At 39.8% G+C, this 14,841-nt stretch carries 8 protein-coding genes, 2 tRNA genes and 1 other RNA gene; 7 read left to right on the top strand and 4 right to left on the bottom strand.

What is annotated here, in order from left to right; translation table 11 throughout:
* Positions 1 to 904: 904 nt before the first annotated feature.
* The 3 genes from thiL (at position 905) to J3U68_RS10005 (ending at position 3,003) form a co-directional block, all read left to right on the top strand.
* Positions 905 to 1,870: a thiamine-phosphate kinase gene (gene thiL, locus J3U68_RS10015; RefSeq protein WP_267376591.1), complete on the top strand. Its 966-nt coding sequence runs from the start codon at positions 905 to 907 to the stop codon at positions 1,868 to 1,870.
* Positions 1,854 to 2,375, top strand: coding sequence for a phosphatidylglycerophosphatase A (locus tag J3U68_RS10010; RefSeq protein WP_416384665.1), 522 nt, complete (start codon positions 1,854 to 1,856; stop codon positions 2,373 to 2,375). The genes thiL and J3U68_RS10010 overlap by 17 nt, the downstream gene beginning before the upstream one ends.
* A 133-nt stretch (positions 2,376 to 2,508) precedes the next feature.
* On the top strand, positions 2,509 to 3,003 hold the full coding sequence (locus J3U68_RS10005; RefSeq protein WP_267376587.1) for a YhcB family protein: 495 nt from the start codon (positions 2,509 to 2,511) through the stop codon (positions 3,001 to 3,003).
* 108 nt (positions 3,004 to 3,111) lie between these two features.
* Here J3U68_RS10005 and J3U68_RS10000 read toward each other — a convergent pair whose 3' ends face one another.
* Entirely contained in the window at positions 3,112 to 4,533 is a 1,422-nt protein-coding gene (locus J3U68_RS10000) for a 3'-5' exonuclease family protein (protein WP_267376585.1), read from the bottom strand.
* Positions 4,534 to 4,755: 222 nt separating this feature from the next.
* Here J3U68_RS10000 and J3U68_RS09995 point away from each other — a divergent pair.
* A tRNA-Arg gene (locus J3U68_RS09995) sits at positions 4,756 to 4,832 on the top strand.
* Positions 4,833 to 4,839: 7 nt separating this feature from the next.
* Positions 4,840 to 4,914, top strand: a tRNA-Glu gene (locus J3U68_RS09990).
* A gap of 86 nt (positions 4,915 to 5,000) precedes the next feature.
* Here J3U68_RS09990 and J3U68_RS09985 read toward each other — a convergent pair.
* From J3U68_RS09985 to J3U68_RS09975, 3 genes are all read right to left on the bottom strand, one after another.
* Positions 5,001 to 5,246 carry a hypothetical protein gene (locus J3U68_RS09985; protein ID WP_267376583.1) on the bottom strand — a complete coding sequence of 82 codons (246 nt, stop codon included), beginning with the start codon at positions 5,244 to 5,246 and terminating at the stop codon, positions 5,001 to 5,003.
* A 354-nt stretch (positions 5,247 to 5,600) separates the two neighbouring features.
* Positions 5,601 to 5,698, bottom strand: an RNA gene (gene ffs / locus J3U68_RS09980) — signal recognition particle sRNA small type.
* A gap of 344 nt (positions 5,699 to 6,042) precedes the next feature.
* A complete protein-coding gene (locus tag J3U68_RS09975; protein ID WP_267376581.1) occupies positions 6,043 to 7,458 on the bottom strand; it encodes a DEAD/DEAH box helicase in 1,416 nt (471 codons plus the stop codon).
* 347 nt (positions 7,459 to 7,805) lie between these two features.
* On the opposite strand from J3U68_RS09975, the gene recA reads away from it, so the two are divergent.
* Both recA and J3U68_RS09965 read left to right on the top strand, forming a co-directional pair.
* The gene (gene recA, locus J3U68_RS09970; protein ID WP_267376579.1) at positions 7,806 to 8,855 is read left to right on the top strand and encodes a recombinase RecA; all 1,050 of its coding nucleotides are present in this window, start codon (positions 7,806 to 7,808) and stop codon (positions 8,853 to 8,855) included.
* 1,603 nt (positions 8,856 to 10,458) lie between these two features.
* A complete protein-coding gene (locus J3U68_RS09965; protein WP_267376576.1) occupies positions 10,459 to 14,310 on the top strand; it encodes a PilC/PilY family type IV pilus protein in 3,852 nt (1,283 codons plus the stop codon).
* Positions 14,311 to 14,841 lie beyond the last annotated feature (531 nt).

Raw genomic sequence — 14,841 nt, 5'->3', positions numbered from 1 at the left:
CCATATCCAAATTCAAAATAGCTTGCGATTAATTTAAATAATAGTTTAACTTCTCACTAATTTGATGTTTCCGCCCTTTTTAGTCAGTATTTCTTAAAACAACTAATATTTCAAGCCAGCCACAGCTGTATGTATTCTCCTAATCAAGAACATAGGCATATTAACACAGATTGCATCAATTCTCTGTGCCCAGAATTAGAGGCTGATTGTGCTGTTTATATATAAGCTACTATTAGCTCTAAACCAAATAATTCAATCCGAAATGATCGCTTTTGGTTCGATAGGATCATAGTGAGGGGGGCTCATGATGTTTACAGCTTATTTTAAACTTTGGTATTAGTTATGATTGATGAAAAAATGGCTTTGCCAATGTAAGAAAACATGCTTAAACAGCAATAAGAGTTAAACATGAATGTAAATGGTAACGTATGCCTGCCTGAATAAAGGTATTGAATGAAGATTCGCCGAAGGCATTGAGCTGTGGTCATCAATATGTTTGGGCTGTGTCATGCAAACATTTGCCATCTTAATCAGGTTTAATAGCCTTAAATCAAATCTATTCTGCACCGAGAAATCATTCTCTATCAATCTTACAACCGCAGTGTTTTTTTAATGTGCTATTTGGATATTTAGCAACCAGCTTAATTTATCTATCAAGGTATGCGCGGTAACTTCCGCAATAAATTAATAACACCTGATTATTCATATATCATCAATCAAACTTAACCAGCGAACAATATCAACTTTTTTAGAAATGGTTTTTAATTTATGATGTCATTTCCAGTTCGCACTTGAACTTTACTTACATATTTATATTTTTAATCATCTAATTTGGTCAAAGCTAATGACTCTAAATCTGCTTTGGTATTGACTAATTTGATGAAATTTCAAAAGACGGTTTATCGTGAAAGAATTTGATTTTATTCGTCAATATCTGCTCCGCCAGCAACAAGATGAGCAAATCATTCTGGGAATTGGTGATGATGCAGCCATTATTAGACCGCGCAAGGGTTATGATTTACATTTGAGTACTGACATGCTAGTGGGTGGAACACATTTTTTTCCAGATGTGGCACCTGCAGATTTGGCCCATAAAGTACTCGCGGTCAATTTGTCGGATATGGCAGCCATGGGTGCCACACCGCGCTGGGCATTGCTCAGTGTCGCCTTACCTGAATTAAATCAAGATTGGTTAACGGCATTTTGTGACGCATTATTTGCCTTGGCTGCCCGTTTCAACGTAGCACTAATTGGCGGAGATACTACTAAAGGCAATTGGGTGTTTAACGTTACCATTATCGGAGAAACACCCAGTCAACAAGCTTTAAGGCGCGATGCCGCTCAGCCGGATGACGATATCTGGGTATCTGGACAGCTGGGGTTGGCAGCGGCAGCATTAGATGTACACTGGCATAAAGCTACCTTACCAACATCAGTATTTATGCAATGTGAACACCAACGACTAAGACCAGAACCGCGAGTGGCGCTAGGGCAGCAACTATTGCCTTTGGCACATGCTGCACAGGATATTTCCGATGGACTGGCACAAGATATCGGGCATATTTTGACAGCCAGCAACGTGGGCGCAACCATAAATGTAGATTTAATACCTACTTTGCCTGCGTTAAAACAGCAACCCGCTCTCAGCTTAGCCCAGCTTAGACATTGGCTATTAGCTGGAGGTGACGATTATGAGCTGGTGTTTACCGCTGCACCAGCACAGCGAGAAGCAATCATGGCCGCTGCGACGGAAACCAATACCCCAGTAACCCGTATCGGTTTCATTCATCAGGATCCACATTTAAAGTTACACGATCAGGCGGGCAACATCATTCAATTACAGCAACAAGGATTTGATCATTTTGGCTAATACTGCATCCACAACCCCCATTACGCCTACGTGGCGTTGGCTATGCAAACACCCCATCTGCTGGCTAGGCTTCGGTTTTGGTGCCGGACTGGCACCGAAAGCTCCCGGTACGTTTGGTACTTTGCCCGCATTGCCATTAGCAGCACTATGGCAAACACTGCATTTACCCTTATGGCAAAACATCGTTTTGGCTCTGATACTTTTCCTGATGGGTATTCCAATCTGTGCTATAACAGAACGGTGCTTAAATCGCCCTGACTATGGAGGTATCGTTTGGGATGAAATTGCAGCTATGATGCTGATTTTATTTTGTGTTCCATCCAATGCGATGTGGTGGATTATTGCCTTTGCAGTATTTCGCTTTTTTGATGCAGTAAAACCATGGCCGATCCGCTGGTTTGATGCACGTTTTCATGGTGGATTGGGTATCATGCTGGATGACTTGATTGCTGCTGTTTTTAGTTTGATTATCTTGATTCCGCTTGTCCATTTTTTCTATCAGTAACGTTGCGTTTCGACTGAAAAAGTTAATAGGCAACGGTATTTGCCAGCAAAAGTCTATGTTATGATGCAATAATTGCTTCGCTGAGCAATATTAATCAGAAAATGGTAAGACGGCATGAAAAAAGGAAAATGAAATGAGTAATCAGTTGTGGCTATATGTGTTTATTGCGTTGATTATCGGTTTTATTGCCGGATTAGGACTGATGTGGTTCATTATGCGCAGTAATCGCAGCGAAAAAAAACGCCAGCAATATGAGGCTGTCAAAGCCAGTTTTGATCAGTATCGTCAGCAAGTCGACCAACACTTTATCGATACCGCCAGCGCTGTTGATGAAATGAACCGTAGCTATCAAAAAGTACTACAACAATTAAGCGTAGATGCTCGTCAGTTAATGGAACACAGCACCATTCAGGAACAATTGATTAAGCGTGCGGATAAAAGCGTAACCATGGCTTTTCTAACCGAAAAAGACATTGGCGATAGCCATTCAGATTCAGATACCATCCCAACTTATGCAGATATAATTACTGCAGAGGTTGTTCCGGTTAACGGATTGCCAGATCAGGTTCCAGATCGTATTGGTCCTAAAGCCAACCATCGTAATGAAAGTCTGCACCATAAACCATAACCCTGATGCATGACATGGTTGCCGGCAAAGCCGGATCAGCTTTTAAAACCAAATTGCTATCACCAACCACCGGCTGCATTGATCACTTAGCAGCCGGTGGTTTTTTGTTTAGCCTAAAAACTCAATACCTTGTAATTGTTTTAATCTATACTTAACAATTTTGGGCAACATCGGATGAAAGTACCAAAGGTTCTTATCTAGCCGTACGCATCCAGCTTGAAATTCCAACTGCACAGATTCAGCAGTTAGCTTATTTACCTCGGTAATACGCAAGCGGTGCCATTTTCCCCAATCACACACCGGTAATAAAGCGGCATGCTGCAAAATGCGCTGATTCTGGGTCGCAATGGCCTCATCTTGACGACATTGTCCGTCACATTGTCCCGCAGCTTGCTTCGGACAAAGATCATGTTGACCGATCGTTTGCGGCAAAATATCCAGACTGGCGGGACATAAATCATACTGCCGAGCCCAGGATGCTAAAGCGCGTTTAGCAGCTCGTGGATGCATAAATAATCCATAAGGTGCATGCGTCAGAATACCTTCTTTCAAACGCACCACTCTGGCTTGCAATTGCCCCTTTTGATTGGGTACAAACGAAATCGTATACCAATTAGTTGAAGACACAGAATCATCATTAAAATAGCTAACTTCAGCATGTTGCAGTTGATAACGACCCCGCAACCACATTGCATGAGCCATACTGATCGCCGGCACAAACCGAATAGCAGTAGCCTGTTGCCATCGCTTATAACTGGGTTTATGCCGTAACTGATTAATCGTATCAGTAAAAGCTTGCTCCTTAAGCATCAGCACATCAGCGCCATGCTTAAACTGCCAGATTATCAGTCCGGGACTATCAGGCAGGGCATAAACTTGCTGACACAAATCAGAATTGAGACCTGCAGGCAAATATCCAGGACGAATCAATTGCTCCCATTGCGAAAGCCACACTGCTGGCTTTTTATCGCGCAAACTTTCCTGCAAAAAATGGGTTAAGGCCACAACATCGCCCATTGCCCGATGTCGTTCATTGGTGGACATGGCAATATTGAAGCGTTCAATAATGACATCCAAATTGTGCTTGAAAAATTGTGGATATAATTTGCGAGAAAACGGCACCGTATCCAGTGTCAGAGCGGCAAAACTGATCTGCACACGGGCAAAAGCATAACGCAAAAAGGTATAATCAAAACGGCTATTATGCGCGACAATTAAATGTCCACGTAATAACGGCAATAAATCTGCTGCCATATCTGCAAAGACCGGTGCGTTTTGAACCATAGCATTACTAATACCAGTCAGCTCACTAATAAAGTCACTGATCGGCTGCTGCGGATTGATCAACCATTGATGCCGGCTGATGACTCCCTGATGAAAACGCAAAATAGCAATTTCAGTAATGCGATCTTGTTCAAAGTGACCACCTGTCGTTTCCAAATCAACAATCGCTACAGGTAACGGCAGCGTGAATAAAACCGCTGCCAGCTCGGCAAATGCAGCGGCGTCATTTTCAGTAATAATACTCATGACGCAAATAAACTTATGCCAAAAAGCTTTAATTCTAACGCAAAACATCAACCAGAATAAATGATTCTATTGAATACTTTAGCATTCTTTGCAAAAAATCCCAGCCAAAATATAAACTACAAATTTATTCATATAAAACAGACAATTGCATATAATTAACATTTTGATTAGCAACCCATATTGACAGAAGTAAGATACTTTTCTATACTACACATCTTTCACGCACCCGTAGCTCAGTTGGATAGAGTATCTGGCTACGAACCAGAGGGTCGGGCGTTCGAATCGCTCCGGGTGCACCAGATCCTTGCGCCCATCGTCTAGCGGTTAGGACATCGCCCTTTCACGGCGGTAACCGGGGTTCGATTCCCCGTGGGCGTACCAATATATCAGTAAAGCCAGTTTAGTATAACTGGCTTTAATGTTATCTCAGACCACAATATTAAATTCACCACAATCAAATTAATGATTCAATCGACTATTGATCTTGCTTTATCCAATACCATTAGCGGAATTTTGCTAACCATATGCAAAATTTCCCGCCCTGAGTAACTAAGCACAATCGAGACAGTATAAACGCCGTGTTTGCGAACGACAGCAAAAAAGTCTGGATAATGAACCTCCTCATTCAGCGCATTAAAGTCATCTTCTAAATTATTAAACAAACTATGCAACGTCACTATAACCTTAATCGGAAAGCCTGTAACTTCGCGCACCAACCCGCATTAAACAGACCAAAATACAATAAAGCTACCAATAAATAAATTTTTCTGTATTCTTATCTTCAATAGCTAAGAAAGCCTTATCTTTCCATAAAAACAGAGATTTTGTTTTGGTTAAATCCAATTTTTGAGCGATTAAATTTACTGACTAAGCACAAATCACCTAACAAATTCTTGGGATATGAGGTCTGACATAGATTTGTTAAATCTAATTATGTATCGAATTTAAATAATCATTCCACGATAAATGCTTTGAACCTAAGCGCAAACAGCTTAACAAATCAGAATGAGCAATAGCTAAATAAAATAGAAAAGTGGGAATGTTAGAGAGATCAAATCAGAGATGAGGGTGACGAGCCCGACCCCCGGCACTGGTCGCTTTAAGATGGGCTGCTTGCTTCCGCACCTGACCCGGTGTCCTAAATAACCATGCGAGGAGACCCGCCACAGCAGCGCATTATACCGATAATTGGTACATTACCCAAATATTTTTTAACAAATTATCCAAAACAGTTGCATAACCACAGCTGCAAATTCAGTAATCATTAAAATACTATATGAAAATACAATAATTTATCAAAAATTATAGCAGTAAAAAATCTCAAACCGACTTCAATAACTGACAAATCAAAGTTAAAGCGTTGCAAGTATCTACCTCACAACGCCGAAATGACAACGCACATCACATTGAAAATGGAAAGCCAAGCAGACATAGTGCAATAATCAAGTGGGTGGGGAAGAATACCATCCTAAATATCATCGCAATACCTGCAAAACTTAACTTGAAACCTTAAAGCTGTAGTTTAGTTTTAAGAGCACCATAATTATGCTGCAACAAAGCACATTGTGGATGATTGTGCCTGCTGAAACGGCGTGTACGACCAGGAATTTGCTGACAGTCAATACTGTCTCCCTTACTCTCCTTAGACCTATCTGCCCGATGATTAACCTTAGTGGAAGTCGACTTTGTTGCTCGTTCAGATGTAACAGCCAATGGACGCTCCACCTTTACACTGGAACCCTTTTCAGCTTTATCCTGACTAACAGCATGATCCCCCCAGCGCGGTTCAAAACCCTCAATCCGTTCAATCACCAGATCATTGCCCGTCAATTCCTTGATAGCATGAAAAGCCTTCTGTTCCAGCTCATCCATCAGCGAAATAGCGATTCCTTCCGCTCCAGCTCGTCCTGTACGACCAATCCGATGAACATAATCTTCCGCATTGAGCGGTAACTCATAATTGATCACAAATGGTAGCTCAGCAATATCCAAACCACGAGCAGCCACATCCGTAGCCACCAATACGCGCAAACTGCCTTCCTTAAATAACGCTAGAGTTTCCAGCCGAGTTTGTTGTGATTTATCACCATGAATTGCCTGTGCACTGATACCGCGGCGGTTGAGTTCACGATTTACCTGATCCACACTTTGCTTAGTATTGCAAAAAATAATAACCTGATTAATATCCAGATCAACAATTAACCGCTGCAACAGCGCACGTTTGCGACCACTATCCAGCGCGATAATATGCTGCTCCACATTGGCCGACGTCGTATTTTGTGCTGCCACCTGAATTTCTTCTGGCTGCTGCATAAAATCCTGCGCCAAACGCTGAATTGCCGGAGCAAAAGTGGCAGAAAAGAGCAAAGTCTGACGCTGTGCCGGCAGCATCTGCATAATTTTGCGGATATCATCAATAAAACCCATATCCAGCATGCGGTCAGCTTCATCCAAGACCACAATTTCCACCTTATTCAACGCAATATTCTTACGTTGTACATGATCTAACAATCTGCCAACAGTGGCTACCACAATCTCACAGCCTTGAGACAAAATTTGTTTCTGCGCATCCATATTCATACCGCCAAACAACACCGTCTGACGCAGCGCCAAATTTTTTAAATAACCTTTTACATTCTGATCAATTTGATCAGCCAGTTCTCGTGTAGGTGTCAAAATCAGCATACGTACAGGATGCATAGCCGGAGAAGTGCTCGAGTTAGCATATCGTTTTAGCCGTTCCAAACTAGGAAGCATAAACGCAGCTGTCTTGCCCGTGCCGGTTTGAGCAGCAGCTAGCAAATCCTTACCAGCCAAAGCTTTAGGAATAGCCGCTTCCTGAATTGGCGTTGGCGAGTGATAACCCTGTTCAATAAGAGCTGAGACAATTTCTTCAGATAAGCCTAAACTGGCGAAAGCATTCATATCGTTATAAACCTCAGTTGACTGATCAAATTTCCATATCGACAACCGTTATCAAATTCAACCAATAAATAAAATTTTTATATCAACATAGTGTATCATTTTTAGCGATCAATTAATGCACCAACAGCTTAACTAACCAGCCCAAATAAAAAATTGTAAAAATATTCGCCTACATTCATCAACCCAATTGCCTGCATATTCATTATAATGGGTGCTTACGCCAGTGATCACAAACATATTGATGGTTAAATCCAAATAATTCCAATAACTTTTGCTGAACACCTTTCCAAACGCTTATGCGATAATTAGAGCATCAAGTTAAAAATTCTAAAATAGAGAGTAATTTCATGTCAGATGAAAAAAGCAAAGCGCTGGCTGCAGCGCTAGCGCAAATAGAACGAAATTTCGGTAAAGGTTCCATCATGAAAATGGATGGCAGCCATACCGATGAGAATCTCGACGTCATTTCCACTGGTTCACTGGGTCTAGATTTGGCCTTAGGCGTGGGTGGGCTGCCACGTGGTCGTATCGTAGAAATTTACGGTCCTGAGTCTTCAGGCAAAACCACTCTGTGTCTGGAAGCCATTGCCCAATGCCAAAAAGACGGCGGCGTATGTGCCTTTATCGATGCAGAAAACGCCTTCGATCCCATCTATGCGCGTAAATTAGGCGTAAAAGTAGAAGAATTACTGGTTTCCCAACCAGACACGGGTGAACAAGCACTGGAAATCTGCGATATGCTGGTGCGCAGCGGTGGCGTAGATATGGTAGTAGTAGACTCCGTAGCTGCCTTGGTACCTAAAGCAGAAATCGAAGGCGAAATGGGCGACAGCCATGTTGGTTTACAAGCTCGTCTTATGAGTCAGGCGCTACGCAAACTAACCGGTAACATCAAAAAAACCAATACACTGGTGATCTTCATCAACCAAATCCGCATGAAAATCGGCGTTATGTTTGGTAACCCTGAAACCACTACCGGTGGCAATGCGCTAAAATTTTACTCATCCGTACGCCTTGATATTCGCAAAATTGGTCAGATCAAAAAAGGCGATGAAGTCATCGGCAACGAGACCCGAGTTAAAGTCATCAAAAATAAAGTGGCCCCACCATTCAAACAGGCTGAATTTGATATCCTCTATGGCGAAGGCGTTAGTTGGGAAGGCGAATTAATCGATATTGGTGTCAAATTGGGCATCGTCGAAAAAGCGGGTGCTTGGTATAGCTATAACGGCAGCAAAATCGGTCAGGGTAAAGACAACGTGCGCCAGTGGCTCAAAGACAATCATGAAATAGCCAACGAGATCAATCAGAAAATTCGCAGCAAAGTGGGCATTACCGCCCAGAACACCGAAGGTCAGCTTGATGATACCGACGGTGAAATGCCTGCCGAAGATTAACCATACCAAAGCTGCTTAGATAACTAAGCAGCTTTTATTTAAACTTAATATAAACGCATATAAGTAACTTACTGGCAAAAGGCTTAAAGACATGATCGCCAGTTACATTCATGCCTAAAAATTTGGTGAAAATCATTATCTGATAAGAGTAATTTGAGTTCCATCTGGATATCTAAATTATTTTCTTGCAAATAACCAATGAAAATCTTTTCACCATTCGTAATTCACACCACATACTTTATATATCCGTCCATCTAATATTAAATATTCAATATATTCTTAACTGTTTGTACAAAAACAATAAACTTAATTGTTCTATCCAAGCGATCAAAATGATGTACTTATTTTCTTTGGGCTTAAGATCATGCAGCTAAATCATTCGCCAATTAAACAGCAAATTGTTTTAACCAATCTCTTTGTCCAAAAATGGTTAGTGAACATTTTATAAAGCTTAGTCAGATTGATTCACACTATATCCAATTTTTCGTCAATATGTTTATATATTAGACTGCGAATGAAAATATAAAAAGCATATAACATACTCATAAGAATGATCATAAAATGATCATAATAAGTCAACAAGCGTAATATCTACACCAATTTTGCCTTAAGTTTCAGCTCACAATTCTAAAAAAGATCCTAATTCCTAATCATATAGTGTACAAAGATTCAAAAAACTGCTAAACGGCCAGATCATATTTTTGACAAACCAACACATACAATAGAATCCAATCTTCTTAGTTGAATATATCTTGCCTGTATTGCCGGTTAGACTCCATTAGTTAGCCAGCCTATTTTTTTCAATTTTACTCATATCTACGTGTAGGCTAATACCATCATCAACCTTTAATGTACTATTTTTGAAAGAATTGGTATGGTTCCCTTTAAAAACGTCTCAAAAAATATTTGCTTACCAATCGTGCAGTCTTTAAAAATCTAGTTGATGAACCAAAGTGAGCCAGCATATAGAAAACCAAAACAATAACCTATGGCTTTTAGCTAAACAGAAATCAGCAAACACTGTAATAATTAGGATATATGATATAACTATTACGAAAGCTTGATTCAAGATAATTGGCTCAATAACCAAACTTACTTAGACGATCTCAGCTTCCAAAACACAATTCCCTTATCACATTTTTGAATTTATTTTAGCTTAATTTCCTAAAGAGATAAAATTAATCCTATAAAACTATTGCCAGACAATACTAATAACACTTACGCCTAATTTCAGACACCATAATTTACCCAATTCTTCACTTAAAAAACCACAGTGGTCATTATGTATAAAATAGCATAGCCAAGAGTTCACTTCTTAAATGACAATGAAAATTATTACGTTTAATTCATTTCTAAATTATTTAATATCATTAAATCAATCAATTACATAATATTTAATAATAAAAAATTTGGATAAATATCAGTTTTAGACATCTAATATGAAAAAAAAAACTTAAGTATTGCTGCTTTCTTGTTAAGCACAACTCTCATAAACGTCACAAAAATTTTCTAAAACTTGATTATGATAATTTATTAAAGGATAATGGTATAAAAATTTAAATTAACATCATTATTTAAAATATTGATTAAATCGGATAAAATTATGAAAACCAAACAATATCGATTTCATAAGCTAACTTTGCTAGCTGGACTGTTAATGTCATTACAGGTCTATGCAGCTCCCAATATCTTTGCCGATGTTCCATTAGTATTACAAAATAAAAAGACCACCACTCCGCAAAAAGTTAAACCAAATCTAGTTTTAGCGATTGATAATAATACCCAAATGTTATGGCGGCGTAAGGAAGCACCTAATGAAGGCGTTTGCGCAATCCCTCAGTTTGGTGGTTATCCTAATACTGATTGGACAATGTGTACTTGGTTTGCTAGTAAACAAGATCTGATCGATCGGGTTGAAAAAGACAAGGCAGAAGGATATAAAAACGGTTATTCATACCCTGACCCTCGTAATGGTGGTACAACATCTCGACTCTGGGGGCCTGCCAATAAATCAGCCTTGGAACAAGTTCAGGAAGTGACTAAGCTCATCATCAACAAATATCGCAATGATATTTATTTTTCACTTGCTCCTTTTTCCGATTTTAATAAAGATGTAAGTATGCGATACGCATATTCAAAAAAGGAGACCGATGTATTTGATGCCTATTTCAAAAGCCAAAATGTAATTGGCACATTCAATGACCGATTTAGCAAATTTGAACATCAAGACAAATACCCTTGGATCTATGGTGTGCAGGAAGACACAAGAAAAAAAGATCATAAATATCTGGATTTATCTGATGACCGGCAATTAAAAATGATGCTGAACGATATCGATAAATTGAATATATCTGCAGGTACTGATATTTTTCCGGCACTTCCGAAAATCTTCAAACATGTTGTAATGAAAGGACAAAAATATCGTTGTCAGAGATCATATGTTATATTGTTAACCAATGGTTATCAGATAACTAACAATGGTTTAATTGATCCTCAAGTCTCAGATACAGAAGGTGTATGGTATGACAGATATGGTCATTTTAATAACAAAAATGAAAAACCAGGCGGAGAGATTTTTGATGGCTATTTTGATAGTAATAGACGAAGATCTATGTTTAATGACCTGCCAGATTGTTTTAGACCTGGCAATATCAATTCGCCAGGATGTGAATATGCCCTCAATCAACCAGTGCCAGCGCCAGTGGGCGATAACGACAAATATTTAGGTTATTTTACCAATCGCCTGGCAACAAAAAATTTTGGCCACTACATTTATCAAGATGATTATTATCAGGCTTGTAGTGCATTGCAGTCTATGGGGTGGGGCAACAAGGGATGGGTAACCATAGATCGAATATCCGGTAGTCAAGGCGGTCACTCGGGTTATGACCTACCAACCTATCAAAACCAATTGTTATGCACCGGCAGAACTGATCCTAATCCTCTTACACAAAGACCAAGAAGATTGACAGATGATGCGGGTAAAGCATGGGATTCGATCAATCCATTGACCGGCAAGCCCTATACTCAGATAGCGGAAACCTTTACCGTTGGTATGGATCTGAAGCGATATAACTATTATGACCCAAATAACCCAAGACTGGAACGCGATACCAGCGATATATTATTTTATGCAGCTACACCGGCAGGAACAGGTAAACATGATCCAATTTCAAATCCGGATGGTCGTTTTTTTGATATTACGGCCGACAAAGACAGCGTACTCGCGACTTTTGAAAATATTCTGGAGAAAATTGTTGCTGCCTCTACGGCCATTGTCATGACTGAAACAGTCGCTTCAACAGTCGGTATTTCCAGTACCACCGAAGGGGATACTTCATTTACGGCAAAAGTGGATACCAGCACTTGGAGCAGTCAGATTTGTATCCATAATCGAGGTGATGATCCAAATTCATGTAGCGTGCAGCCAACCTATCAAAATCGTCAACTCGTGGTGAATGATGGTAAGCAGAGCTATCTGTATTCCACCGATTCAATCCAAAGCAGTGGCATGAGTAATGCCACCTTTAAAATACGCGATGTTAAACATCCGAATGCACAAAAAAACTTAACCAATGCAGCCGAGTGGCATGATGGATTGTTAACATGGATGGCGCGAGCTAAAGAAGACAGTCTGATTAGAGTTGGCGATAATGATTTATTTGTACTCAATTATCGCGATCGTCAGGATGTGAAAGATTTTGGCAGCAGTCGGAATATTGGTGATATTCTAAATAATCCTTTGCTATCCTTTGGTGATGCACTACCGAATGCACGGCACCAGAAATACTTGATCACCTCATCTAATGATGGATTGGTTTATGTCTTTGGTGCCACCAATGATAATAACAAACCCTATGATCTGAAGTTCAATTACATGCCATTGAATATGCAGCGGCAAAGTAACGACAACAGTGATCTGAACACCCATTATTTTAAAGATCTGACAGATAATGAATATGGACAATTTTCCACCGACAAGCCACACCGTTATTTGCTAAATGGTGGCATGATTGTGCAGCAGACAGATGATCGTGGTGACGGTATTAAGCAAACCTTTATGGTATCAACCATGGGACAGGGTGGACGAGGCGCGTTTGCCATCAATATTGGTGGTAAAGATATTCTGACCAGAGCTAATATTGGCGTTGAAAATATGAACTCGCCTGACTGGTATAAAAATTTACAGTTATTCCGTACCGAAGATGGCGTCAACAATAAATTGGGTTACACCGTAGGAACCCCTGCTGTAGCACGTATAAGAGTCAACTATGGAACCAGTTTGGCCGATACTAAGTCATATAAACATAATATCGTTGCGGCAGCCTTTATCAGCAATGGTTACAACTACACTGACACACTGGCTCAGGATACCGCAAGAAAAGAAGCTCAAGAAAGCGCATTATATGTCTACAATATACTGGGCGCTGATGTTGGTACTGACGGATATAAACCCTTAGGTAACAAAGGTGATTTAATCAAAAAAATTATAGCGGTTAATGGCAAAGGTGGCTTATCCAGCCCAACAGCTTTTGATATTGATGGCGATAATATTGCCGATATCGTGTATGCCGGTGACTATGCAGGTAATATGTTCCGCTTCGATATACGTAATCCAGATCCGAGCACCTGGAAGGGTGTGAAGATATTCTCTGCCCATAAACCAATTACAACAGCACCATTGGTTGTCAAAGCTGATCGTGAGGCAAACAGCAACGCCAAACTGATTGTGGTGTTTGGTACAGGTAGTGATATATATGAGGACGATTTAGAAAACGTCGATCAGCAAACCATTTATGGCATTTATGATGACTATGAATTGGCCGATGGACAATCAGAGGTGTTCCAAAATGATCTGCTTGAACAGAGAATCAATATAAGTGGACAATATCGCACAATAAGTAAGAACAAATTTGACCAGACGTTACATAAAGGATGGTATATCAATCTAGATCCTCAAGATGGTGAGCGTGTGGTATCTAATTTTTCGCGCTTACTGACCACAGGTATTATTCCCACAAGAATATATAGCATTAAAAAAGGTGAGATAAAACCAAACATAGCAGATCCATGTACTTCTTTGATTCATACACAGGATGTATCAGCCAAAACCAGACTGATCCAATTTAACCTGCGAACAGGTTCAGGATTATCAGACAAGAGCCCACATATTGTTTTTGACAAAAATAATCCGCTGGGAATTGTGACTAAAGAAGGATTAACTGGTTTTGAGATACTTTCGGAAATCACACAAAATATTGGTGCTACCGGTAACTGGCGGCCATTGGGTGAGACACCACCTTCACCAGATAGTTGTATGGAAAAACTTCCGGTTGTTGCAACAACAGAGGGACTAATTGAGTCAGAAGATATTCAAAATGTCCTTTGTGCAAAAGATAAGCTGACATTCAAACGTCTAGCTTGGCGGGAGGTCAAAGAAGCTTATAATTCCTAGTAAAAAAGAACTATAGAAACAACCGGGCACTAGCCCGGTTTTTTTTGCTTGGAGAATTATTGGCCAGATAGTAAATTAGCTGATTATTGCAATGCCAACTTGATGGTTGCCATATTGAGTTGAAATCATATTCTAATATCAACGTATTAATTTATTTTATTATTCAATCTCATTTCTTATAATAATAATGCAAAATGAATAAATATGTTTTTGCAGTAATTTGAATATGATATGCCTCACAATAATGATTCGTAATAGACACACCCAACCTTGGTCAGGAAACCAGTAAAATTAATATCCGCTAAATATCCAAAATGAATTAATTTTAATTAATGATAAATGCGTATATGTTTATTTTAATTAAGAAAAATTGCGGAATATATTGCTTATGTTAAATTAATATGATAAAATATATACATAAATAAAATAAGCTGGAGAAAATTATGAGCACCGCAGCACCGCAGCACCGCAGCACCGCAGCACCGCAGCACCGCAGCACCGCAGCACCGCAGCACCGCAGCACCGCAGCAC

The organism is Snodgrassella sp. B3882, assembly GCF_026535915.1.
Classification (GTDB): Bacteria; Pseudomonadota; Gammaproteobacteria; order Burkholderiales; family Neisseriaceae; genus Snodgrassella.
Note: the sequence above shows the minus strand (reverse complement) of the source record. Positions and strands in the feature narration are given on the sequence as shown.